We start from the raw sequence: 24,269 nt of genomic DNA, 5'->3' as shown, positions 1-24,269 counted from the left end.
TCCCGTGGTAGAACGCATCTATGTGGAAAAAAGGCCCCAGTTCGACACCCCTACCGCTCAGCTGTTCGCTGAGCTGAGGACCATCGTGGGGGTCAGCTCCCTGACCGGCCTGCGTCTGCTCAAAAGGTACGATGTGGAAGGCATCTCGCCTGAGCTCATGCGGACCTGCGTCCCTACCGTTTTTTCGGAGCCCCAGACCGATCTGACCTATGCCCATCTGTCCGATGCCGGCATTGACGGGTCCGACTCCCTCCATGTTTTCGCAGTGGAATCCCTGCCCGGACAATTCGATCAGCGGGCCGCCTCGGCGAGCGAATGCGTCCAGCTCATCTCCCAAGGCGAGCGACCAACCGTGCGCACGGCCGAAGTCTATCTTTTGGAAGGCCAGGATCTGACCGAAACCGATGCCCAAGCGATCCGGTCTTATGTGATCAACCCGGTGGATTCCCGCCTGGCCCGTCTGGATAAGCCGGAAACCTTGACCCTGACCGTCCCCCAACCTCAGCCGGTGGCCGTTTTGGACGGGTTCCGTCAGATGGGTGAGCAAGACCTGCAATCCTTCATTGATTTTTATGGTCTGGCTATGGATCAGGCCGATCTCCTTTTCTGCCAGGACTATTTCCGCCAGGAAGACCGGGACCCCTCCATCACCGAGATCAGGGTGATTGACACCTATTGGTCCGACCACTGCCGCCACACCACTTTCGGGACCGAACTGGACCGGGTGGAGATCGATGACAAGGCCGTGGCCGCCGCCTTCCGGAAGTATCTGCTGATGCGGCAGGAGCTGGGCCGGCAAGACCACCCTGTCACCCTCATGGATATGGGGACCATCGGGGCCAAATACCTCAAGAGCCAGGGCATTCTGAAGAATCTGGACGAATCGGAGGAAATCAACGCCTGCACGGTCAAAGTGACCGTGGATGTGGACGGCCATGACCAGGATTGGCTCTTCCTCTTCAAGAACGAGACCCATAACCATCCCACGGAAATCGAGCCTTTCGGCGGCGCGGCCACCTGCATCGGCGGCTGCATCCGCGACCCCCTTTCCGGCCGCAGCTACGTTTACCAGGCCATGAGGGTCACCGGAGCCGGAGACCCCCGTCAGCCCATCAGCCAGACTTTGAAAGGCAAACTTCCCCAGCGGAAGCTGGTCACCACCGCCGCGGCCGGCTACTCTTCTTATGGCAATCAGATCGGCCTGGCCAACGGTCAGGTGAATGAGCTTTACCATCCGGGCTACGTAGCCAAACGCCTGGAAGCGGGAGCCGTCGTAGGCGCCGCCCCCCAGACCAACGTGAAGCGGGAGAAGCCGGTTCCCGGAGACCTGATCATCCTCTTGGGCGGGCGCACAGGCCGCGATGGAATCGGGGGAGCGACCGGCGCGTCCAAGTCCCATAATGTGGAATCGATTGAAAAAGACGGGGCCGAAGTCCAAAAGGGCAACGCTCCAGAAGAGCGCAAGCTCCAGCGCCTTTTCCGCCGTCAGGACGCTGCCAGCCTGATCAAGCGTTGCAACGATTTTGGGGCCGGCGGCGTCTCCGTCGCCGTGGGCGAATTGGCTGACAGCCTGGATGTGAATCTGGACGAAGTCCCCAAGAAATACGAAGGCCTGGATGGGACCGAACTGGCGATCTCGGAGAGCCAAGAACGCATGGCCGTGGTCTTGGATCCACAAGACTTGGACCGTTTCCTGTCCATCGCCCGTGAAGAGAATCTGGAAGCCAGCCTGGTGGCTACGGTCACCGATTCCGGCCGCATGCGTATGAGCTGGCGAGGAGAGACGATCGTGGACCTCTCCCGTCGATTCCTGGCCTCCAATGGGGTCCCCAAGCATCAAGCAGTGCATGTGGAAGCCCAGAAGGCTTACACGATTCCCGAATCCTGGTCCCAGGGCAGCCTGCAGGACCGCCTGGAAGCTCTCCTGTCCAATATCAATGTGGCTTCCAACAAGGGCCTGTCGGAGCGGTTCGATTCCACTATCGGCGCCGCCACCGTCCTTATGCCTTTCGGCGGCAAGAACCAGCTGACCCCCACCATGGCCATGGTTGCCAAGTTCCCCACCGACGGTCAGACCAACACGGCCAGCGCCATGGCCTGGGGTTTCAACCCTTATCTGATGGAGGCCAACCAGTTCACCGGGGCCTACCTGTCCGTGGTCGAGTCGATTGCCAAACTGGTCGCGGCCGGTTTCCTCAGGGAGAAGGCTTACCTGTCCTTCCAGGAATATTTCGAGAAGCTTCGTCAGGATCCCAGCCGTTGGGGCAAGCCGACCGCGGCCCTTTTGGGGGCCCTTATGGCCCAGATCGATCTGGGGGTCGGAGCCATCGGAGGCAAGGATTCCATGAGCGGGTCCTTCGAGGATCTGGACGTCCCTCCCACCTTGGTTTCCTTCGCCGTCTCCGTCGGCAGGGCCCAGCAGGCCCTCTCCCCCGAGTTCAAACAGGCCGGGCACCGCCTGCTCCTGCTGACTCCCGCCTATCAGGCCGATGGGCTCACCCCAGAGCCTACCAGCTTGGTGAAAGTCATGAATTGCGTGCAGAATCTGGCCCAGGCCGGCCCCGTATCCGCCGCCACGACTCCTGGCTTCGGTGGTCTGGCCCAGGCCCTCTTCCTGCAGACCGTGGGCAATGGGATCGGGGCGGACCTGGATGCGGCTTCCTCCCTCCGTTTGGATGACCTTTTCCAGCCCCGTTATGGTTCCTTCCTCCTGGAATTGTCCGACCAGGCGGCAGCTAGCGGAGACCTTCTGACCCAGGCTGTGGAATCGGCTGACTTCCATGCTGAAATCATTGGACATACCAGGGAGGATTTCCGTCTGAAATTCGGCGATGATGACCTGGATCTGGCCTCTCTCCGGGAGATCTGGGAGTCCGGGATGGAGTCCGTCTTCCCTTATAGGGACAAGGCCGCCGGAAACGAGGACAGGACCAGGCAGGACCTGCCCCGGATTTCTTACCAGGTTCCTGCCGCCGATGGCCGGCCCCCTCTTCCCCATCCTTCCTTCCGCCTGGCCAAGCCCCGGGTGATCATCCCCGTCTTTCCCGGCAACAATTGCGAATACGATTCCGCCAAGGCCTTCCATCAGGCGGGGGCGGAGGCCGACGTCTTCGTGATCAACAATCTGGACGCCCAGTCCATCACCGCCAGTTCGCGGGAGTTGGCGGACCGGATTCGCAAGAGCCAGATCGTCATGATCCCCGGGGGCTTCTCCGGAGGAGACGAGCCTGATGGTTCGGCCAAATTCATCGCTTCCTTCTTCCGCTCCCCCCAGGTGACGGACGCGGTCCGGGACCTGCTGCAGAACCGGGACGGGCTCATGCTGGGCATCTGCAACGGTTTCCAGGCCCTGATCAAGCTGGGCCTGGTGCCTTTCGGCGATATCGTCCCCATGGATGAGTCCTGCCCCACCTTGACTTTCAACACCATCGGCCGCCATCAAAGCCGTCTGGTGCGCACCCGGGTCGCTTCTACCAAGAGCCCCTGGCTGTCCCGAATGGAAGTCGGCGACATCCACACCATCGCCATCTCCCATGGGGAAGGCCGTTTCGTGGCGAACGAACAGACGGTCCGGAGGTTGATCGAAGGCGGCCAGATCGCCACCCAGTACGTGGACCGGGAGGGGAACCCCTCCTACAGCCTGGATGTCAACCCGAACGGGTCCCTCCTGGCCGTGGAAGGAATCACCAGCCAGGATGGGCGTGTCCTCGGTAAAATGGGACACACCGAACGCGGTGGCCGAGACGTTTTCCAGAACGTCCCTGGCGATGCTTTCCAGCCCCTGTTCGAAGGCGGAGTCGGCTACTTCCTGGATTAGCCGGGACCGACCCGAACCCGTCCAAAATTTATAACCTAATATACCTATGTAAACCTACGCAAACCAGTCCAAATCCAAAACCAGTCCAAATCCAAAAGAAAGGTGGGGTCATGTCAGCGGAGCTTGAAGGCCTTCACGAGGAATGCGGCATCTTCGGCGTTTGGGGCCATCCCGACGCCGCCCGCCTGACCTACTTCGGCCTCCATGCCTTGCAACACCGCGGTCAGGAAGGGGCGGGCATAGTCGTCAATGACCAGGGCCGGCTGAAGGCCCATACCGGTTTGGGCCTGCTCAGCGAAGTCTTCAAGAACGATTACGACCTGGCCGGGCTTCAGGGGGAAAGGGCGATCGGGCATGTGCGTTACGCCACCTCCGGGGCGTCAGGCACCGGCAGCCTCAACAACGTGCAGCCTTTCCTCTTCCACTTCCATGACGGGGACGTAGCCCTCTGCCACAACGGGAACCTGACCAATTGCGATACCCTGCGCACCCAGTTGGAGAACGATGGGGCCATCTTCCATTCCAATTCGGATACGGAAGTGCTCATGCACCTGATCCGTCGCTCCTTGGAAGAGACTTTCCTGGACAAACTCAAGGATTCCCTCAACACCGTTCACGGAGGTTTCGCCTACCTGCTCATGACCCCCGACGCCATGTATGGGGCCTTGGACCCCAATGGTTTCCGCCCCCTGAGCCTGGGCCGCATGAAGAACGGGGCTTACGTCCTGGCTTCCGAGACCTGCGCTTTGGACATCGTCTCCGCCGAATTCATCCGGGACATCGAACCGGGCGAAATCATCATCATCGACGACCAGGGCTACCGGATCGTCAGGTACACGGACCATGTGCAGAAGGCCATCTGCTCCATGGAATTCATCTACTTCGCCCGCCCCGATTCCAACATTTACGGGGTCAACGTCCACTCGGCCCGCAAACGGGCCGGAGCCCGTCTGGCCCAGGAATCCCCGGTCGAGGCCGACATGGTGGTGGCCGTCCCCAATTCTTCCCTCTCAGCCGCTTCCGGCTATTCGGAAGCGTCCGGGATTCCCAACGAGATGGGTCTGGTCAAGAACCAGTACGTGGCCCGCACCTTCATCCAGCCGACCCAGGAACTGCGCGAGCAAGGGGTCCGCATGAAGCTGTCCGCCGTGCGGGGCGTGGTGGAAGGCAAGAGGGTGATCGTGGTGGACGATTCCATCGTCCGCGGCACCACCTCCAAACGCATCGTCCGCCTGCTGCGCGAGGCCGGAGCCCGCGAGGTCCATATGCGCATCGCCTCCCCGCCCTTGAAATACCCTTGCTACTACGGAATCGACATCTCCCGCACTTCCGAGCTGATCGCCGCCAAGAAGTCGGTGGAGGAGATCCGTCAGTACATCGAGGCCGATTCTTTGGCTTATCTGAGCCTGGATGGCCTGGTGGAGACCGTGGGCTTGAAGGCCGACTCTCCTTACGGGGGGCTCTGCGTGGCTTATTTCAACGGGGACTACCCGACCAGTCTCGGGGACTATGAACGCGAATTCCTCTCCTCCCTCAGCCCTGAGGACCAGGCCCGGATCCCCGCCTACGCCAAAGACCATTCCCATTACCTAGGCAATGAGTTCATTGGCCATGAGCAGGCCGAAGACCAAGACCAAGACCAAGCGTAAACAACCGATAATCAGACAAAAACTTCGTGGAAAGACCACGGACCGAAAGGAAGAGCCATGCCAGAAGCATACGAAAAGGCGGGAGTCAGCGTCGAGGCCGGATACGAGGTGGTCCGCCGGATTCAGCAGCATGTCGCTAGAACGGCCCGCCCCGACGCCGGCGGCATCGGAGGCTTCGGCGGCCTCTTCGACCTGTCCAGCCTGCAGGTGAAGGAGCCGGTCCTCGTGTCCGGCACCGATGGGGTGGGAACCAAGCTCCTGATCGCCAAGATGATGGGCAGGCACGACACCATTGGCATCGACTGCGTGGCCATGTGCGTCAACGACATCCTGGCTCAAGGCGCTGAGCCCCTTTACTTCCTGGATTACATCGCTTGCGGCAAGAACGATCCCGCCCTCCTGGAGCAGGTCGTGGCTGGGGTCGCCGAAGGCTGCGTTCAGGCCGGGGCCGCCTTGGTCGGCGGGGAAACCGCGGAGATGCCCGATATGTACGATCCCGATGAATACGATCTGGCCGGTTTCACTTCCGGCGTGGTCGAAAAGAGCCAGGTCATTGACGGTTCCACCATTCAGGAAGGGGACGTCCTGATCGGCCTGCCTTCATCCGGAGTCCATTCCAACGGCTTCTCCCTGGTCCGCAAGGCCCTTTTCAAGGATGGCGGCTTGACCGTGGATTCGCGCCTGCCCGAGCTGGGAGACCAGAGCCTGGGCCAGGTCCTGCTGACCCCCACCCGCATTTACGCCCAGGCCCTCAAACCCCTCTTCGGCAAAGGCATCCTGCAAGGCATCGCCCACATCACCGGCGGCGCTTTCCTGGAGAAGGTCCCCCGCATCATCCCCGAAGGTCTGGCGGCCAGCTTCGACATCGATTCCTGGCCAGTTCCTCCCATCTTCCAGGTCCTGGAGAAGTACGGCCAGGTGGATCATAAGGAGATGTACAACATCTTCAACATGGGCATCGGCATGGTCCTCATGGTCCGGCCCGCGGATGTGGGGCAAGTCGAATCGATTCTGGACGCCCATGACGAAACCCATTACCAGGTGGGTTCCATCATCAAGCAGAATGAAGACCGGGTGGAGCTTCATAGCGCGTCCGACAAGTAGTATGTAGGCCGGTAAAGCGAATTCCTTGAATTCTTCGACTCTTTCAAAGACAGATTCAAAACTCAGACACTAGGGATAGGAATGACAATGGCAGACAAGGTTTTGGTCATCGGCTCAGGCGCTCGCGAGCATGTGATCGCGCAGACCCTGCTGAAGGGAAAATCGGTGGAGGAGGTCTACTGCGCCCCTGGCAATCCTGGCATGCTGGCTGATGGCATCCAGGTGGTCCACCTGGCTCAGACTAATCACGCGGCCATCATTCGTTTCGCTCAGGATAAGGGAGTGGACTGGGTCTTCGTTGGCCCCGAGAATCCTTTGATGGAAGGCCTGGTCGACGATCTGGAAGAGGCGGGGATCAAGGCTTTTGGCCCTTCCCGAGCCGCGGCACAGATTGAGGGGTCCAAGACTTTCGCCAAGGAACTGATGGGCCGCCATCAGGTGCCGACCGCCCGTTACGCCCATTTTGACGATTTGGAGGCCTCCCTGGCTTATGTGGAGCGGGAAGGCGCTCCCATCGTGGTCAAGGCCGACGGCCTGGCCGCCGGAAAAGGCGTGACCGTGGCCATGGACGTGGAGACTGCCGAAGCCGCCTTGCGGGATATTTTCGTGGACAATAAATTCGGTTCCGCCGGTTCGTCCGTGGTCATCGAAGAGTTTCTGGAAGGCCAGGAGTTCTCCCTGATGAGCTTCGTCAAGGGTGGCAGGTTCTGGACCATGCCCATCTCCCAGGACCATAAGCGGGCCTGTGACGGCGATAAAGGGCCCAATACCGGCGGCATGGGAGCCTATTGCCCGGTCCCCCAGATTTCGGAACAGACCGTGCGGACCGCCGTTGCCACCATCATCCGCCCTGTGGTGGAAGGCATGGAAGCGGAAGGAACGCCTTTCACCGGAGTCCTTTACGCTGGTCTCATCGCGACCGCCGACGGTTCCAAGGTCATTGAATTTAACGCCCGCTTCGGAGATCCGGAGGCCGAGGTGATCCTGCCCCGCCTGACTTCCGATTTCGGGGCCGCCATCAAGGCGATCCTGACCGATCAGGAGCCACAATTCACCTGGGAGCCTGCGGACAAGGTCACTTTGGGAGTGGTCCTCGCTTCAGAAGGATACCCGGAAAAGCCCCGGACCGGTTCTCCCCTTCCCCCGCTTCAGGAGGCGATCAATCAGGCTGGACTGGCCGATTCCACCCATATCTACTATGCAGGAGCCGCCTTGTCCGATATCGACCAGGCTGGCGACCCTCAGGCCGGACTAGTGTCTTCCTCGGGCCGCGTCCTGCTGGTAGAGACCACGGCGGACACCATCCCCGAGGCCCGGGAGCGAATCTATTCCTTGTTGGATTCCCATCAGGCCGAAGGCTTCTTCTACCGTCATGACATCGGGAGCAAAGCCTTGCAGGAGTAAGCCTCAGGCATTCTCAATGAAGAAGCAGTAAAATGAACGCAGACCGATTAAACACAGCACAATTAAAAGAACTCTGGAAACAGGAAGAATCCATTGCCCATACCCACGGATGGGATTTTTCCCATATCCACGGCAGATACGAGGAAGAAGATGTTTTGCCGTGGGACTTTCGAGCGGTCATTCAGAGCTATCGGAAAGACAGCATGGAGCTGATGGATATGGAAACCGGCGGCGGAGAGTTCCTGCTTTCGCTTCATCACCCCAATGAAAATACAGCGGCAATTGAGGGATACCCGCCCAACGTGGAATTATGCGAAGAAGTTCTGCCGCCGCTGGGAATTGATTTTAAGGAGGCTGACGGAGGCGAAACACTTCCATTCTCTGACGAAAGTTTTGATATGATCACAAACCGGCATGGCGATTATGACGCCGCAGAGCTGCGGCGCGTATTGAAACCGGATGGGTTGTTCCTTACTCAGCAGGTGGGAGCCGAAAATGACCGGGAGTTGGTTCAGCTTCTTCTTCCCCATATCTCGAAAGTCCCTTATCCCAAACAATACCTTGATGTGAGAAAAGCGGAGCTTCTCGAAGACGGCTTTGAAGTGCTGGAAAGCGGAGAAGCCCACCAGCCGATCCGTTTTTTTGACGTGGGCGCTCTTGTCTGGTTTGCAAGAATCATAGAGTGGGAGTTTCCCGGTTTTTCCGTGAAAAACAGACTCGAACAACTTTGCAAGGCGCAGGACATCTTTGATAAGAATGGCGTGATTGAGGGAAGCATCCACAGATTTTATATCGTGGCAAGAAAGAAGCGATAGACACATTGAGTTTTAAGGAGAAGCAGATGTGCATTATTTGTGAAAGAATACAGATGATAAGAAATGGCACAAATCCATATTTTGTGAAAGAGCTTGAAACGGGATACGTTGTTCTTGGGGATAATCAGCACTTCAAGGGATACACATTGTTTTTGCTGAAGGAACATGTAACAGAACTTTTTGACCTTGAAGGGGATATCAAAGCACGGTTCCTTGAAGAAATGACCACTGTAGCACAAGCGGTTTCGAAGGCTTTTTGTGCGGAAAAGATGAACTATGAATGCTTAGGAAACGGTGACGCACATCTGCACTGGCACCTGTTCCCAAGAACGACAGGCGACCTTGAAGACTATGGGAACAATGGCAGGGGCCCTGTTTGGTGGTATCCAAGGGAAAAGATGTATTCGGATTGCAACAGGCCGAGCGATAAGGAGCTTGAAGCAATGAAGCAAACCTTACGGAAAGAACTTGAAAGCATGTTGTTATGATAATGTCGATTTATCCAATATGCGGCATAAAGGATGCAAAACGGTGTTTCTGCGCTGTCGTCAAAAACTGCATGACCGCCGCCCATCCATCTCAACATCAAAGTCTCCCCGGTCAATGACGAGTGCGTAAATCTCAAATATGAACTTCTGCGAAAGGTGGATGACGCGATTGGCGACGTTCAAACATATCAGCTCTAAAACGCGGACTCGGAGCCGCCGAGCAGTACCTGCTTCTGCGCATGACGAGTTTTCCACGGAATCGCGCAATCTAGCGCTTCTTCCCATCGATTCCTTTCCGATTCAGCAAGGCGACCATAAGAGTGACCACGGAAAGGACCAGGAAGACGATCCATCCGGCCTTTACATTCCAGGCGGCGATGGTCCCGAACAGGGCCGTGCCGATAGGAATGGAAAGGGTGAAAAGCAGAGTGAGCAGATTGCTGGTCTCCGCAAGCACATCCGCAGGCAGGCTCGTCATGATCATGGAGCTCATCTTAGGGTTGACCTTTCCTGACAGGAAGACTCCAAAGGCGTAGACCACCAGGGAAATCAGCACGGGAGCATTGAGGGTGTTCAACAGGCCCATAGTCAGGAAAACACCTGAGATAAGAGTGATCAAAGTGCCGAAGGACTGCTTGGCGAAAAAGTCATGAGGAGTCAAGCCACCCGCCAGCTGACCGACGACCAGAATCACCGAGACCAGGAGCAGGGACTGGCTGTAGGTCAAAGAGAAAATGGAATGGTGAAGCAAGTAGATGTTATAGATGCCTTCCACGCTCCCGCCTAAAGCGTTGATGAAGAGCGCTGTGGTCAGCAGGCCGATGAAGCCTCCCTCCCCATTCTGGTCGAAGATTTTCTGCAGGTTGCCGAACAAGGTCTTCATGTGCGATATGAAGCCGTTTTTCTCCGATTGAGGCCTCTGCCCTTCCTGAGGCCTGTCTTCAACCTGCGGTTCGCCATCCTCTCGAAAGTCCGCCTCCGCGGTGTCTTTTTCCAGAGTGCCGTCCCTTTTCGAGCCCTCTTTTGAGCCCCTTCCCGACTCCCCTTCCACGGAGGGACCGTAGGTGAGCATGTCCCTGATGAAGAAGAGGACCAGGCTGGCCAGGAGGAAGGAAAGGGCGTTGAACAAGGCCACGATGGAATAATTATTTGCGGAAATCTTCAGGATCCAGACCCCCAATGCCTGACCAGCCAAAGAGCAGAGCGTCCCCATGACCGAGGAGAAGGAAAAAGCCTCCATCAGATCATCCTTGGCCACGTTTCTTTGGATCATCGGCATCCGCAGTCCGGTCCCGTAATCCCCCATCACATCGGAAATCACATTGAACAGACAGACTACGGAGAAGGCGAACCAACCGCTTTGCCTGACGACGATGGCCACGAGGGTGAAGATCACCGCCTGGGCGAAGCCGAAAACAATCACCCAGCGGGCTTTCTCCCTGGTCTTATCAGCGGCCATTCCCACGAAAACCGTGAAAAGGGCCGGCAGGGCCATGGTGATGTTGGCGATGTTGACGGCGATGGACGAGTGATACATGCTGGCGGCGAAAACGACGAAGACCAGGTTGTAAATGGATGATCCCAGAGCGCTCAGGACCCTGGATAAAGTCATGAACCTGAAGAACTTGTTTCTGAATAGCAGCCTCATAATCAGCGACCTGTCCTTTCGTGGAGGAATGTGAATAGTTTTCACCCTACAGAGAGGAAACCCGATTCATCGCTTTTGTTGAATATATGAGACGATATGAGGGATGTTTTTGCTTTATTGATTCAAGTTTTATTGATTCATGCCTTGTTGATTCAAGCTTTGCTCACTCATCCGCCTCATCAGACGTGACGGAATCTTCGGAATCGTATCCTTCCTCCTGGAAGATCCCCTTCATGCTTTGCAGATAGTAAGCAGCCTGCTGATTATCCCCCAAGAGCCGCAGAATTAGGATGGTCTGCTTCATCTTCCTCTCGCCGTCGGCTCTCTTCCCCCTCGCGTAGAGCTCGTATCCCTGGGCGAAAAGGAAGACGATCTGGATGTAGCCGTCGGTGCCGGGATCCAGCAACGAGCCCAGCCGCTTGCGCAGAAAGGCGGCATCGGGAAAGTCATGCTGGCCTATGCAACGCAGATACCCGTTGAGCAAGGCGGTCACCATGGCCATATGGTTTGTTTTCTCTGTGTGGAAGTATCGGCTCTTCTCCAGCATCTCCTTCACATAGGCGGTGAATCGCGCGGCCGGCATCAGGGTGCTGACATGGGAAAGGATAAAATAATCCATTTGGGTCCAGAAGCCGATGCCGAAAAGATAATCGCTGAGAAGTTCCTCCTCCTGGTCGGTCAGACGGACCGAGTCATCGTAGGCAACCCAGACGGACTTGACCACAATGGCCCGCAGCATGAAGTAAGCGCACTCGACCCCTTGATCCGCGATAGCGGATTCCCGCTCATAAATCTCCTTCAAGGCGAAAGGGACCTTATCCATAGCCAACCGTCCCATCAGGTCATTCAATTCCTTATCCAGGAAAGCGAAATCATCGCTGCCTGGGCCACTGGCCAAGCCGGACTGCCTTGTTTCATCCGCGGGACTGGTCGGGTCCGTTTGGCGAGCCTCTTCGGGAATCGCCAAAGACATGAAATCGTCCCAGGAACAATGAATATTATTCAAAGCCTGCAAAAGTTTGGTGGCGGAAATATCATGCTCCCCTGATTCGAATTTAGACAGCATGGACCTCGAGAACTGTCCGCCTGTCGCCTGAGCCAGGGACATGTGCCGGGACTCCCGCAAACTTTTGAAAGCGCCGCCTAAACTGAAGCCCATAAAATGATCCTGAAATGTGGTTCCGAAATTTGATTCTCAACAATGCTTCCGAGCTGTGATCCCGCCCCCGAAGACCCTAGTCGAGGTCATCCCAGCAGCCGGTCGCTTCCAGCTCCTGGACTGTTCGCCCGGTATCTTCTGTCAAAACGGTGATATGGCCCATCTTCCGGTTGGTCTTGATCTGGGCCTTGCCGTAATCATGGACGTTCCACTCCGGATGGCTGGGAGCCAGCTTCTGCGTGGCGGCCACATGCTGGCCAAGAATGTTGACCATGACGGCGGGGCTGAGCAGACGAGGCTGCTCCAGATCCCAGCCGATGATGCCACGGATATGGGCGTCATACTGGCTGATCGAGCAGGCCTCTATGGTGTAATGACCGGAATTATGGGGCCGGGGGGCCAGCTCGTTGACCAGGACCCGCCCATTCTTGGTGACGAAAAGCTCGATGGCCAAGGTGCCGGCGAGTCGGAATCCTTCGGCTAAGGTCAGGGCCAATTTCCAGGCTTCATCAGCAACCGTTTCCGGCACTTGGGCGGGAGCGATGGTCATATGCAGGATGTTGTTCCTGTGGTCATTGCGGACCAGGGGGAAAGTCACATAGTCGCGGCCATTGCCGGAAACCAGGATGGAGGCCTCGAAGTCGAAGTCGACAAAGCCTTCAAGAACACAGGGAGGGAAGCCATCAGCGGAAGTCCGGTGGCCGGCCCACGGCTGGAGCTTATCCAGCTGTTCAAGGTCATCCTCGGATTTGATGACCAGCTGACCGTGGCCGTCGTAACCACCGGTCGCTGTTTTCAAGACGGCTGGATAACCGATCTCGCTCAGAGCGGCTTCCAAGTCAAAGCGGGAATCCACCTGTTTCCAGGGGGCGGTTTCGATGCCATGCTGGTTGATGAAAGTCTTCTCATGAATCCGATGCTGGGTCACCCGGAGCAGATCCGTCCCCTGGGGAATGGCGACCAAATCGGACACCTGGTCCAAAGCGTCGGCATCCACGTTCTCAAACTCGTAGGTGAGCACGTCGCAGCGCTGGGCTAATTGACGAATGGCCTCCTGGTCATCGTAGTCGGCCACAATCTGAAAATCGGCCACCTGCCCGGTCGGGCAATCATCAGTAGGGTCCAAGACGCCGACCTTCAACCCCATGTACCGGGCGGAGATGGCCATCATCCGCCCCAGCTGGCCTCCACCGACGATGCCTACGGTCGCTCCCCTGCCCAAGCTGAGAATCCTTCCCTCCGTGATTTCAGACAAGCTTGGCATTCGATTCCTCCACCAGGTCCTTCAGCTCCTGCCGATAATCGGCCAGAGCCTGAGCCAGAACCTCGTCCGTGGTCGACAGGATGCTGACCGCCAGAAGGCCAGCGTTGGTAGCCCCGGAATTGCCGACTGCGGTGGTGGCCACGGGGATGCCGCCCGGCATCTGAACGATGGACAGCAAAGAATCCCAACCGCTCAAAGCATGCGAGCGCACAGGAACGCCGATGACCGGCACAGTGGTCTGGGCGGCGATCATACCGGGCAAATGGGCGGCTCCCCCAGCTCCGGCAATAATGACATGGATTCCCTTCTCGCGAGCGCCGTGAGCGAAATCAGCCATCAATTCAGGGGTCCGATGAGCGGAGACGACCTGCTTGCTGTAGGGGACTTTGAAAAGGTCCAGAATGTCGCAAGCTTTCTTCATGGTCTCCCAATCGCTGGCAGATCCCATGACGACCGCCACCACGGGCTTATCCGATTGCTGATAGTGAGCCATGATTCCTCCTGCTTATGGTCCGGTTATCCACTCCGTCCGTTCAACGACCGTTCGATGACCGTTCAACAGCCGTTCGACGGTCGTATCGAGCTGGACCTTTCTTTGATTTTATCCTCAGACGCCTATGTATCCGAGTGGTTCCCAAGACTGGGATTTCATATGTCGGAATCCGTCATTCCCAGCTTCCTTCCGAGAAAAATCCAGAAAAAGCCGACCGGATTCACCGTCCCTTCCTACGGGCTTGGGACCAGTCACGCAGGTAAGGGGCCTTAAATCAAAATCAATTCCGTTGGATTCCGGCCGCGTTTCCCACCCGGCCACTGACTGATTGGAGGAAATCATGACTGTCATCGACAGCGCCACGGAAAACGTTGCACATACCGAAAGCGAGGGAGGCATCATCAGCTGGGTCCGCCCCAAACGGGTGGATGTGGACCTGGTCATCCCGGTCTATAACGAAGAGGAGGAATTGGACGATTCGGTCCGGCTCCTCGCCTCCTATCTCCTCGGGCGCACGAACGAGTTCGGAGCCCCTGTCGCCGATGGGACCAGAGCCGCTTTCACCTGGAACATCGTCATAGCCGATAACGCCAGCACGGATTTCACTTGGGCGATTGCGGCCAAGCTCTGCGAGGATTTCCCCGGCTTTATCAGGGCCATTCACCTTGACGAGAAGGGTCGTGGACGCGCGCTCAAAACGGCTTGGGGCCAGTCGCAAGCCCGGGTCGTCGCTTACATGGATGTGGATCTTTCCACCAGCCTGGCCAATCTTGACGACCTGATTCTGCCTTTGCTGGGCAACCAGGCCGATCTGGCGATTGGATCCCGCCTGCTTCCCCAGTCCCGGATTCGGCGCTCGATCAAGCGCGAGTTCATTTCCCGCTCTTATAACCTGCTGCTGCGGACCTACTGCCAGGCCCGTTTCCATGATGCCCAATGCGGGTTTAAAGCCCTGAGGCTTGAAACCGCGCGGAAACTGTTGCCCCTGATTCAGGATGACGCCTGGTTCTTCGACACCGAGCTCCTTCTTTTGGCTCAGTACCAAGGCCTGCGGCTGCGAGAGATTCCGGTCCGCTGGGTGGAGGATGCGGGGTCCACAGTGGACATCTTCGACACCGCGGTCAAAGACCTTCAAGGGATGGCCCGGACGCGCAGAACCCTGAATTCGCTCTCTTCGGAGGGCACAGGCGAAAAGGAGAATGCCAGAGCGAAGACCGGAGCGAATGCTACGGCGAAGGCGGGCGCAGGCGCCAGCGCGAATCCAGCGCCGGCTCTCCTCCCCGATTTCCGTGGGGCCCTGATTCCGCGCAAGTTGAGCTATACGGTATAGCGCTCGACTTCATCATCCAAGTCTTGCCTTCGGAAAGGAAAGGAACCATCATGACCTCATCGGTCCAACAACCTCAAAGAGTTCTTCAAAGAATTCGAAGAACTCAAAGGGAAAACGGCCTGACCAACGCCAACCGTTTCCTCCTCCCTAAAAGACGAGCGACTGATTGGGCTGCGGTCGGCCTGCTGCTCATCGCGGCCGCTTGCGTCTTCTTCATCAATCTGACGGCTTCCGGTTATGCGAACGAATTCTACTCGGCCGCAGCCCAAGCCGGGTCGAAGAGCTGGAAAGCCTTCCTGTGGGGATCGCTCGACTCGGGGAACGCCATCACCGTGGATAAGCCACCTGCCTCGCTCTGGTTCATGGCCCTCTCGGTGCGTCTTTTCGGACTCAACTCTTTCGCGATTCTTCTCCCGCAAGCCTTGATGGGCGTGACGACCACCTACCTGATTTACGCTCTGGTACGCCGATACTGGGGCAACTGGGCCGGAATCATCGCCGGAGCTTCCTTCATCACGACCCCGGTCACCGCTCTCATGTTCCGTTTCAACAATCCTGACGCCCTGCTGGTCCTGCTGATGGTCGCCGCCTGCTACGCGGTCATGCGGTCTTTGGAACTGGATACCAGTCGTAAAGGAAATCGGGCGCGGACCAGGTGGATGATCCTCGCCGGCATGTTCGTCGGCTTCGGATTCCTGACCAAGCAGCTGCAAGTCATGCTGATCCTCCCTGGAATCGCGGTCGCCTTCCTCCTCGCCTCTCCCACCAAAATCGGCCGAAGAATCCTTGATAGTCTGGCTGCGATCGTCTCCATGATCATCTCCGCCGGCTGGTGGGTTCTGCTCACCGTCATCGTTCCCGCCTCGGATCGTCCTTATATCGGTGGGTCGCAAAACAACTCCTTCCTGGAACTGACCTTCGGTTATAATGGCTTCGGGCGTCTGACCGGAAATGAAACAGGGTCCGTCGTTCCCGGCGACGGGCGGAATGGAGCCGGGGCGAATGGGACCGGGCTCGAAGCCTCCGGCCACGGCATGGGAACCGAAGCTCCTGCCGGCGGCGCCGGCACCATGGGAGCCAACGGCACCATGGGCAGTAAAGGAGGCATGTGGGGCGAAACCGGTTGGACCCGCCTGTTCGGCTCTGAATTCGCCGGGCAAATCACCTGGCTGGCCCTCTTCGCCCTCGCTGGCCTGGTCATCGGCCTGATTCTCAGCCGGAAGAGCAAGCGGACCAGCCTTCGCCGGGCTTCGACCCTGATTTTCGGCGGCTGGCTCCTGGTCACCTGGCTGACTTTCAGTTTCATGTCCGGGATTTTCCACGCTTACTATACGGTCGCGCTAGCTCCGGCCATCGCCGTCCTGACCGCCATCGCCATCGTGGGGCTCTGGTCACGCAGGTCCACGGCTTGGGCTCCGCTGACAGCAGGCGGCCTGGCAATCCTTACCTCACTCTGGTCTCATAAGCTGGTCTCTTCCGCGAACGGCTACTCCGCCCTTGCCACGGCCATCCTGATCTGCGGAATCCTTGGAGGAATCCTCCTGATTCTTCCTGGACTCGCTCATCTGATTCATCGAAACAGGGCTGCTACACCCGCCCAAACCCGCGACCTTTCTGGTCCTGCAAGGTCCTCAGGACTTTCAGGCCTTTCGGAGTCCTCCAGACTCTCCGGAGCCTCAGAATCCTCGAAATCCACAGGATCCTCAAGCCCCGTCGGCCTTACGGCTAAAGGCATCATCAGCTTCGCCCTCGTCCTTTCCGCCTTCGCCGTCTTCGCCGGACCGACCGCGTGGACTCTGGCGACCATTTCCACCGGTCATCAGGGATCAATGCCGACGGCTGGTCCTCAAACAGCTGGTGGCTTTGGTGGCATCATGGGCGGACCTCAAGGAAAAGGCATGATGGGCTCTGACGGTTCGATTAGCTCTCGCCCATCACTTCCCGGAAACAATTCCCAGAACTCTCAGAATGCCCAAGGGCAGCAAATGCAGCAAAGACAACAACTGCAGCAGGGGAATCAAATGCCGCAAGGGCGGGGATTCGGACAAGGACAGCCGCCTTCTCAAAACGGACAGCAAGGAATGTCTTCGTCCCCTGAATCAGGTGAATCAGGGACCGGCGGTCCTGATGGTGGCTCGGACATGAATTCCCAAGGCTTACAAGGGCTTCAGGGCGCCCAAGGATCCCAGGGGAACCAAGGCAGCCAAGGCAATCGTTTCGGATTTGGTCCCCGTGAGAGTGCAAAGGATGGAATGGGAGGCGGCCTGAACGGCGGTCTTATGGGCGGACAAGGAGCTTCGACCAACAGCACGCTCGTGTCCATGCTCAAGAAGAACGCCTCCTCTTACCGATGGGTCGCCGCGACCGTGGGGTCCCAATCAGCGGCCGGTTATCAGCTGGCCAGCGAAGAAGCGGTGATGGCGATAGGCGGATTCAACGGATCCGATAACTATCCCACCCTGGCTCAATTCAAAGAGTACGTCTCACAAGGATTGATCCACTACTTCATCGCAGGTGGAGGCATGGGAGGACAGCAGAACGGCGGTTCATCCTCAGCTTCCGCCATCGCTGCCTGGGTCGCGAAGAATTTCACCGCCAAGACCGTCAACGGAACTACCGTTTACGATCTGACAAAAGGCAAGTGACCGTATGGTCCAACAACGACTGCGGGACACGACAAACCAATAATATAACCCAATAGTATGCCAGAGCCTGATGAAAATCCGGATCCTAGTGAAAGTTCAGACCCTGGTGAAAGTTCAGAGCCAGATGAGAGTCCGAAGCCCGGTGAAGGGAGGATGATCTTTGGATTGAAAAATTAGCAATTGAAAAATGGGCCCCGGCTGTTCAATCGGCTGGGGCTTATCTTATTCAGGCCGCAATTCTCGTCCAGGATTCATGCTTCGTGGAGATCCGCGTGTTACCCAATCCGCGTATTGTCTAAACACCTTATCGCTCAATCCCCTTATTGCCCAAGCACCTTATTGCCCAATCCACCCTCGGGCGACATGAATCATTTGCCGACACAAATCTTCCGAGATGATTGATCCTCCTCCGCTGAAACTCTCCTCCGGTGGAAGTTCTCTGGTACAATCCAATACCAACGGTATCAAGATAATTTCTGATGCAGACCCAAGAGTCGGTCCACAGCGCTGACTCTCTGACTTTTAGACATCGCTCAATGTCCCTAAGACAAACGGAGGATATAATGCGCTTCCTTGGAAATCTGATCTGGCTTCTTTTGGGTGGCCTCATCACGGCTCTTGTTTGGTCCTTGCTTGGAATCGCCTTCTGCATCACCATTATCGGCGTACCGTTAGGCGTTCAATGCTTCAAATTCGCGGGATTGACCCTCGCTCCATTCGGAAAAAGCGTCCGCCTTTCCCAGAATACGATCTTCTTTAATATCCTTTGGCTGATTTTCTTCGGATGGGAGCTTGCTTCCGCTTATGTCGTTTTTGCCTTGCTGAATTACATCACCATCATCGGCATACCGTTTGGACGGCAATCGATGAAGCTAGCCGCCCTGGCTGCCTGGCCTTTCGGAGCCGTCGTCACAAACGACTGAACGGGAGATCGAACAAGAGACAGAATTAACAGGTCATCGTCCGCAGGAATATGATGTGCGTCATCGCACGACATAGAGATGTATATCTTGTACGTTTTTGCGCTGGATGGATGTGCGGACGGAGGATCGGGCGGTTGTGTGTGTGGTTGTTTTTGTGGTTGTCGGTGTTGTTGGTTGTCGTCTTACGCTGTTGCGAGGGGGGCGGGTGTATATATAAGGGGAGGCCCCTTCCGGGTTGTTCGTCGGGAGGGGCTTCCGCGTTGTGGTGTGGCGGCGTGCTACTTTCCCGCACCCTGTCGGGTGGAGTATCATTGCCGTGCCAGGTCTTAGCTTCCAGGTTCGGAATGGTGCTGGGCGTTTCCCCTGGGCCATGGCCGCCACAAGTCTTTCTGTTATGCGTCCCCACCGGGTGGTGGGGGGTTGTGTGGTTGTCGGGGGACCGGATGGTGGACGCCGCGTGTGATCGCGTGTGAATCCGCTGTTCCTTGTGTCGTCAAGGATCGCAGGCTGCAGTAAGGAGTGTGTGATGCGTGTGTTTGCCGTCGCCTGTTAGTACCGGTCGGCTGCGCATGTCGCCATGCTTCCACGTCCGGCCTATCGACCCCGTGTTCTGGCGGGGAGGCTTCACCCACTCGAGGTGGGAAGGAATCCTTATCTGGGAGAGGGCTTCCCGCTTAGATGCTTTCAGCGGTTATCCCCTCCGAACGTAGCTAACCAGCCGTGCCACTGGCGTGACAACTGGCATACCAGAGGTTCGTCCACCCAGGTCCTCTCGTACTATGGGCAGGGCTCCTCAAGATTCCAACGAGCGCAGAGGATAGAGACCAAACTGTCTCACGACGTTCTGAACCCAGCTCGCGTGCCGCTTTAATCGGCGAACGGCCGAACCCTTGGGACCTGCTCCAGCCCCAGGATGCGACGAGCCGACATCGAGGTGCCAAACCATCCCGTCGATATGGACTCTTGGGAATGATCAGCCTGTTATCCCCGGGGTACCTTTTATCCGTTGAGCGATGCCGCGTCCGTACACCGGCACCGGATCACTATCTCCGACTTTCGTCCCTGCTCGAGCCGTCACTCTCGCAGTCAAGCTCCCTTGTGCGATTACACTCACCACCCGATTGCCAACCGGGTTGAGGGAACCTTTGAGCGCCTCCGTTACTCTTTAGGAGGCAACCGCCCCAGTTAAACTACCCGCCAGGCACTGTCCCTGAACAGGATGACTGTTCCAGGTTAGACGCCCACTGCCAGCAGAACGGTATTTCACTTGGCGACTCCGCACGAACTAGCGTCCACGCTTCACGGTCTCCCGCCTATTCTACACAACCAGCAGCGAACGACAATACCAAGGTATAGTAAAGGTCCCGGGGTCTTTTCGTCCTTCTGCGCTTAACGAGCATCTTTACTCGTACTGCAATTTCACCGAGGTCCTGGTCGAGACAGTGGGGAAGTCGTTACGCCATTCGTGCAGGTCGGAACTTACCCGACAAGGAATTTCGCTACCTTAGGATGGTTATAGTTACCACCGCCGTTTACCGGGGCTTGAATTCACCGCTTCGCGCCGAAGCGTTGACGGATCCTCTTAACCTTCCGGCACCGGGCAGGCGTCAGTGCATATACAGCGACTTACGTCTTCGCATGCACCTGTGTTTTTGGTAAACAGTCGCTACCCCCTGGCCTGTGCCACCCCAGAAGGCTCCACCAGCGTGTGGCTTCACCCCCCGGGGTCTCCCTTATGCCGAAGGCACGGGAGCAATTTGCCGAGTTCCTTGACCAGGATTCACTCGAACGCTTTAGTATACTCTACTTGACCACCAGTGTCGGTTTGCGGTACGGGCGGTCCGCACCCTCGCAGCGAAGCTTTTCTCGGCACGAGGACCAGCCGCACGCCGACCCCAGAAGGGCCGACGGCGTCACATCTCAGCCTCAAGCGGGACGGATTTGCCTCTCCCGCGGCCTACCTGCTTGCACGACCATAACCACCAGGCCGCGCGGCATCCCCCATGCGTCACTCCTCTGCTACCCTACTACGCCCGCCATCACGGAAAGACAAGCGGACCAGCCGCCCCCGAAGGGGCGGGCGGCCGCCAGCCGACCATGAGGCCTGACGCCTCGGATCGGACGGTTGCGAACCGGTACGGGAATATCAACCCGTTCATCCATTCGACTACGCCTGTCGGCCTCGCCTTAGGACCCGACTCACCCGGGGACGTCGAACGTGGCCCCGGAACCCTCGGTCATCCAGCGCGCGGGATCGTACCCCGCGTCTCGTTACTCATGTCTGCATTCTCACTTCCCCACGGTCCACGACGGTTTCCACCGCCGCTTCACCCCCTGGGGAACGCTCTCCTACCCAACCAGCAAGAATACCGGTCGCCGCGTCTTCGGTGGTGTGCTTGAGCCCCGCTACATTGTCGGCGCGGAACCACTAGACCAGTGAGCTGTTACGCACTCTTTCAAGGATAGCTGCTTCTGAGCCAACCTCCTGGCTGTCCATGCGACTCCACATCCTTTCCCACTTAGCACACGCTTAGGGACCTTAGACGACGATCTGGGCTGTTTCCCTTTCGACAACGGAGCTTATCCCCCGCTGACTCACTGCCAACGCGAAACCTGCATGGTATTCGGAGTTTGGTTGCCATCGGTACCCCAGACGGGCCCTTTGGCATCCAGTAGCTCTACCCCCACCAGGCGGCCGTTGACGCTGCACCTAAATGCATTTCGGAGAGAACCAGCTATCACGGAATTTGATTGGCCTTTCACCCCTAGCCACAAGTCATCCCCCCAGTTTTCAACCTAGGTGGGTGCGGTCCTCCACGCGGTCTCACCCGCGCTTCAACCTGCTCAAGGCTAGATCATCCCGCTTCGGGTCCAGAACATGCAACTAGAAAATCGCGCTCTTCACACTCGCTTTCGCTACGGCTCCGCCACACGGCTTAACCTCGCTACACGCCACTGACTCGCAGACTCATTTTTCGATAGGCACGCCATCACCCCTCAAGGCTCTGACGGTTTGACAGCACATGGTTTCAGGAACTATTTCACTACCCTCCCGGGCTACTTTTCACCTTTCCCTCACGGTACTCGTCCACTATCGGTCACGCACTCATATTTAGACTTACCCCACGGTCGGGGCGGATTCACGCGGGATTCCACGAGTCCCGCGCTACTTGGGAACGCCACAAGACAGGCCGTGCGCCTTCGCCTACGGGGCCATCACCCTCTCCGGCAGCGTATTCAACCGCTCTCGGCTCACACACGGCTTTATCACTGCCCCACCCCCCTCCAGGAGGGCGCAGCAGCGTCCCACAACACCGGACGCGCAACGGCTGGAGCCTATCACACGCGACCGGTTTGGTCTGCTCCGCTTTCGCTCGCCACTACTCACGGAATATCCTTTCCTGCAGGTACTGAGATGTTTCACTTCCCTGCGTACCCCCCGCCTCAACGGCGGTGCCAGCCACAAGCTGGCGGGTTCCCCCATTCAGACACCCTCGGATCAAAGCCCAGTCGGCGGCTCCCCGAGGCCTATCGCGGCCCCACGCGTCTTTCATCGGCAATGCGCGCCCAGGCATCCACCATGAGCCTTAGCAAGCAAATCAACGCAACGCCAAAACACTCACAGCCTATCAATCCAGACAACACAAATCATCACAACAAATCAAATGATCACACTAAACTAAAGCATCCAAACAAGAACCACGGTGAAACACACCGTGGAACCTGATGAAATGCAACACAAACACCAGCCGCGAAAAAGGCCGGTGTCTGCTCGCGTCCACTATCCAGTTCTCAAACAACCACGCCACACCAGCCGACGACGAGGAACCACGCCCCACGCCCCCGAACCGGAGGGCCCTACCCGTCTCGCAGTCGCGATCCGGGAACCCAACAGCGCGCCCCATACCACTTCATGTCTCTTGACATTCTCCACACCACGACCGGCGGAACGCCGGCCCACACGACAGGCGCCCAACCAGGCGCCCTGAAAATTCTCCGTAGAAAGGAGGTGATCCAGCCGCACCTTCCGGTACGGCTACCTTGTTACGACTTAGTCCCAATCGCGGACCTCACCTTAGACGGCTCCCCCCACAAGGGTTAGGCCACCGGCTTCGGGTGCTGCCCACTTTCATGACTTGACGGGCGGTGTGTACAAGGCCCGGGAACGCATTCACCGCGGCGTTGCTGATCCGCGATTACTAGCGACTCCACCTTCACGGAGCCGAGTTGCAGGCTCCGATCCGAACTGAGACCGGTTTTACAGGATCCGCTCCGCCTCACGGCATCGCATCCCGCTGTACCGGCCATTGTAGCATGCGTGAAGCCCAGGACGTAAGGGGCATGATGATCTGACGTCATCCCCACCTTCCTCCGAGTTAACCCCGGCGGTCCCTTGCGAGTACCCGGCACGACCCGCTGGCAACACAAAGCGAGGGTTGCGCTCGTTGCGGGACTTAACCCAACATCTCACGACACGAGCTGACGACGACCATGCACCACCTGTGAAGACGCCCCGAAGGGAAGCCCCATCTCTGAGGCGATCGTCAACATGTCAAGCCCTGGTAAGGTTCTTCGCGTTGCATCGAATTAATCCGCATGCTCCGCCGCTTGTGCGGGCCCCCGTCAATTTCTTTGAGTTTTAGCCTTGCGGCCGTACTCCCCAGGCGGGACGCTTAACGCGTTAGCTCCGACACGGAACCCGTGGAAATGGGCCCCACATCCAGCGTCCACCGTTTACAGCGTGGACTACCAGGGTATCTAATCCTGTTCGCTCCCCACGCTTTCGCTCCTCAGCGTCAGTAACAGCCCAGAGACCTGCCTTCGCCATAGGTGTTCTTCCCGATATCTACACATTCCACCGTTACACCGAGAATTCCAGTCTCCCCTACTGCACTCAAGCCCGCCCGTATCCAACGCAAACCCACCGTTAAGCAGCGGGCTTTCACACCAGACGCGACGAACCGCCTACGAGCCCTTTACGCCCAATAAATCCGGACAACGCTTGCACCCTACGTATTACCGCGGCTGCTGGCACGTAGTTAGCCGGTGCTTATTCACAAAGTTAACTCACCCGAAAGCTTGCTCCCCTGTAAAAGCGGTTCACGACCCGAAGGCCTCCATCCCGCACGCGGCGTCGCTGCATCAGGGTTCCCCCCATTGTGCAATATTCCCCACTGCTGCCTCCCGTAGGAGTCTGGGCCGTATCTCAGTCCCAATGTGGCCGGTCGCCCTCTTAGGCCGGCTACCCGTCGAAGCCTTGGTAGGCCAACACCCCACCAACAAGCTGATAGGACGCGACCCCATCCCATGGCGCAAAAGCTTTCCCAACAAACCATGCGGAAAGTTGGACCATCCGGCATTACCACCCGTTTCCAGGAGCTATTCCAGACCATGAGGCAGGTTAGTCACGCATTACTCACCCGTTCGCCACTCTCACCCCCCCAGCAAGCTGGAGAGGATCCCGTTCGACTTGCATGTGTTAAGCACGCCGCCAGCGTTCGTCCTGAGCCAGAATCGAACCCTCCACAAA

General features: G+C 57.7%; 13 protein-coding genes and 3 rRNA genes. 9 read left to right on the top strand and 7 right to left on the bottom strand.

Annotation, left to right across the window (positions count from 1 at the left end):
- The first annotated feature begins 4 nt into the window (after window positions 1-4).
- From PSDT_RS03115 to PSDT_RS03090, 6 genes are all read left to right on the top strand, one after another.
- Window positions 5-3,817, top strand: coding sequence for a phosphoribosylformylglycinamidine synthase (locus PSDT_RS03115; RefSeq protein ID WP_006289418.1), 3,813 nt, complete (start codon window positions 5-7; stop codon window positions 3,815-3,817).
- Between the two features lie 110 nt (window positions 3,818-3,927).
- Window positions 3,928-5,466 (top strand): amidophosphoribosyltransferase, encoded by a 1,539-nt coding sequence (gene purF / locus PSDT_RS03110; RefSeq protein WP_006289419.1) that lies wholly within the window; start codon window positions 3,928-3,930, stop codon window positions 5,464-5,466.
- Between the two features lie 57 nt (window positions 5,467-5,523).
- The gene (purM, locus tag PSDT_RS03105; protein WP_006289420.1) at window positions 5,524-6,570 is read left to right on the top strand and encodes a phosphoribosylformylglycinamidine cyclo-ligase; all 1,047 of its coding nucleotides are present in this window, start codon (window positions 5,524-5,526) and stop codon (window positions 6,568-6,570) included.
- Between the two features lie 87 nt (window positions 6,571-6,657).
- A complete protein-coding gene (gene purD / locus PSDT_RS03100) occupies window positions 6,658-7,974 on the top strand; it encodes a phosphoribosylamine--glycine ligase (protein WP_006289421.1) in 1,317 nt (438 codons plus the stop codon).
- A gap of 32 nt (window positions 7,975-8,006) precedes the next feature.
- The gene (locus tag PSDT_RS03095) at window positions 8,007-8,789 is read left to right on the top strand and encodes a class I SAM-dependent methyltransferase (protein WP_006289422.1); all 783 of its coding nucleotides are present in this window, start codon (window positions 8,007-8,009) and stop codon (window positions 8,787-8,789) included.
- Window positions 8,790-8,794: 5 nt separating this feature from the next.
- Window positions 8,795-9,277: an HIT family protein gene (locus PSDT_RS03090; protein ID WP_006290511.1), complete on the top strand. Its 483-nt coding sequence runs from the start codon at window positions 8,795-8,797 to the stop codon at window positions 9,275-9,277.
- A gap of 268 nt (window positions 9,278-9,545) precedes the next feature.
- Here the strand turns inward: PSDT_RS03090 and PSDT_RS03080 are convergent, their stop codons facing one another.
- From PSDT_RS03080 to purE, 4 genes are all read right to left on the bottom strand, one after another.
- Window positions 9,546-10,889: an MFS transporter gene (locus PSDT_RS03080; protein ID WP_006289426.1), complete on the bottom strand. Its 1,344-nt coding sequence runs from the start codon at window positions 10,887-10,889 to the stop codon at window positions 9,546-9,548.
- A gap of 199 nt (window positions 10,890-11,088) precedes the next feature.
- Window positions 11,089-12,084, bottom strand: coding sequence for an Rgg/GadR/MutR family transcriptional regulator (locus PSDT_RS03075; protein WP_006289427.1), 996 nt, complete (start codon window positions 12,082-12,084; stop codon window positions 11,089-11,091).
- A gap of 76 nt (window positions 12,085-12,160) precedes the next feature.
- On the bottom strand, window positions 12,161-13,348 hold the full coding sequence (gene purK, locus PSDT_RS03070) for a 5-(carboxyamino)imidazole ribonucleotide synthase (protein WP_006289429.1): 1,188 nt from the start codon (window positions 13,346-13,348) through the stop codon (window positions 12,161-12,163).
- A complete protein-coding gene (gene purE / locus PSDT_RS03065) occupies window positions 13,332-13,841 on the bottom strand; it encodes a 5-(carboxyamino)imidazole ribonucleotide mutase (RefSeq protein ID WP_006289431.1) in 510 nt (169 codons plus the stop codon). The genes purK and purE overlap by 17 nt, the downstream gene beginning before the upstream one ends.
- Window positions 13,842-14,181: 340 nt before the next feature.
- Between purE and PSDT_RS03060 the strand changes: the two genes are divergently transcribed.
- The 3 genes from PSDT_RS03060 (at window position 14,182) to PSDT_RS03050 (ending at window position 18,739) form a co-directional block, all read left to right on the top strand.
- A complete protein-coding gene (locus tag PSDT_RS03060) occupies window positions 14,182-15,171 on the top strand; it encodes a dolichyl-phosphate beta-glucosyltransferase (protein WP_006290514.1) in 990 nt (329 codons plus the stop codon).
- A gap of 50 nt (window positions 15,172-15,221) precedes the next feature.
- Window positions 15,222-17,816 (top strand): mannosyltransferase YkcB-related protein, encoded by a 2,595-nt coding sequence (locus PSDT_RS03055; protein WP_006289434.1) that lies wholly within the window; start codon window positions 15,222-15,224, stop codon window positions 17,814-17,816.
- 563 nt (window positions 17,817-18,379) lie between these two features.
- Window positions 18,380-18,739, top strand: a complete 360-nt coding sequence (locus PSDT_RS03050; RefSeq protein WP_006289435.1) for a YccF domain-containing protein — start codon at window positions 18,380-18,382, stop codon at window positions 18,737-18,739.
- Window positions 18,740-19,004: 265 nt separating this feature from the next.
- On the opposite strand, the gene rrf is transcribed toward PSDT_RS03050, so the two are convergent.
- The 3 genes from rrf to PSDT_RS03035 all read right to left on the bottom strand — a co-directional run bounded on the left by rrf (window position 19,005) and on the right by PSDT_RS03035 (window position 24,269).
- A 5S ribosomal RNA gene (rrf, locus tag PSDT_RS03045) occupies window positions 19,005-19,121 on the bottom strand.
- A 149-nt stretch (window positions 19,122-19,270) separates the two neighbouring features.
- Window positions 19,271-22,341 (bottom strand): 23S ribosomal RNA (locus PSDT_RS03040).
- 400 nt (window positions 22,342-22,741) lie between these two features.
- Window positions 22,742-24,269 (bottom strand): 16S ribosomal RNA (locus PSDT_RS03035).
- Together the 16S, 23S and 5S rRNA genes form the textbook arrangement of a ribosomal RNA operon.

It is taken from the genome of Parascardovia denticolens DSM 10105 = JCM 12538, from assembly GCF_001042675.1.
Taxonomy (GTDB): domain Bacteria; phylum Actinomycetota; class Actinomycetes; order Actinomycetales; family Bifidobacteriaceae; genus Scardovia; species Scardovia denticolens.
This window is presented reverse-complemented; position numbering and strand designations above follow the sequence as displayed.

What these genes read in the sequence shown, in the direction of transcription:
- purF (WP_006289419.1), top strand. Translation starts at nt 3,928, where the DNA reads ATGTCAGCGGAGCTTGAAGGCCTTCACGAGGAATGCGGCATCTTCGGC.
- purM (WP_006289420.1), top strand. Translation starts at nt 5,524, where the DNA reads ATGCCAGAAGCATACGAAAAGGCGGGAGTCAGCGTCGAGGCCGGATAC.
- purD (WP_006289421.1), top strand. Translation starts at nt 6,658, where the DNA reads ATGGCAGACAAGGTTTTGGTCATCGGCTCAGGCGCTCGCGAGCATGTG.
- PSDT_RS03095 (WP_006289422.1), top strand. Translation starts at nt 8,007, where the DNA reads ATGAACGCAGACCGATTAAACACAGCACAATTAAAAGAACTCTGGAAA.
- PSDT_RS03080 (WP_006289426.1), bottom strand. Translation starts at nt 10,889, where the DNA reads ATGACTTTATCCAGGGTCCTGAGCGCTCTGGGATCATCCATTTACAAC.
- PSDT_RS03075 (WP_006289427.1), bottom strand. Translation starts at nt 12,084, where the DNA reads ATGGGCTTCAGTTTAGGCGGCGCTTTCAAAAGTTTGCGGGAGTCCCGG.
- purK (WP_006289429.1), bottom strand. Translation starts at nt 13,348, where the DNA reads ATGCCAAGCTTGTCTGAAATCACGGAGGGAAGGATTCTCAGCTTGGGC.
- purE (WP_006289431.1), bottom strand. Translation starts at nt 13,841, where the DNA reads ATGGCTCACTATCAGCAATCGGATAAGCCCGTGGTGGCGGTCGTCATG.
- PSDT_RS03060 (WP_006290514.1), top strand. Translation starts at nt 14,182, where the DNA reads ATGACTGTCATCGACAGCGCCACGGAAAACGTTGCACATACCGAAAGC.
- PSDT_RS03055 (WP_006289434.1), top strand. Translation starts at nt 15,222, where the DNA reads ATGACCTCATCGGTCCAACAACCTCAAAGAGTTCTTCAAAGAATTCGA.
- PSDT_RS03050 (WP_006289435.1), top strand. Translation starts at nt 18,380, where the DNA reads ATGCGCTTCCTTGGAAATCTGATCTGGCTTCTTTTGGGTGGCCTCATC.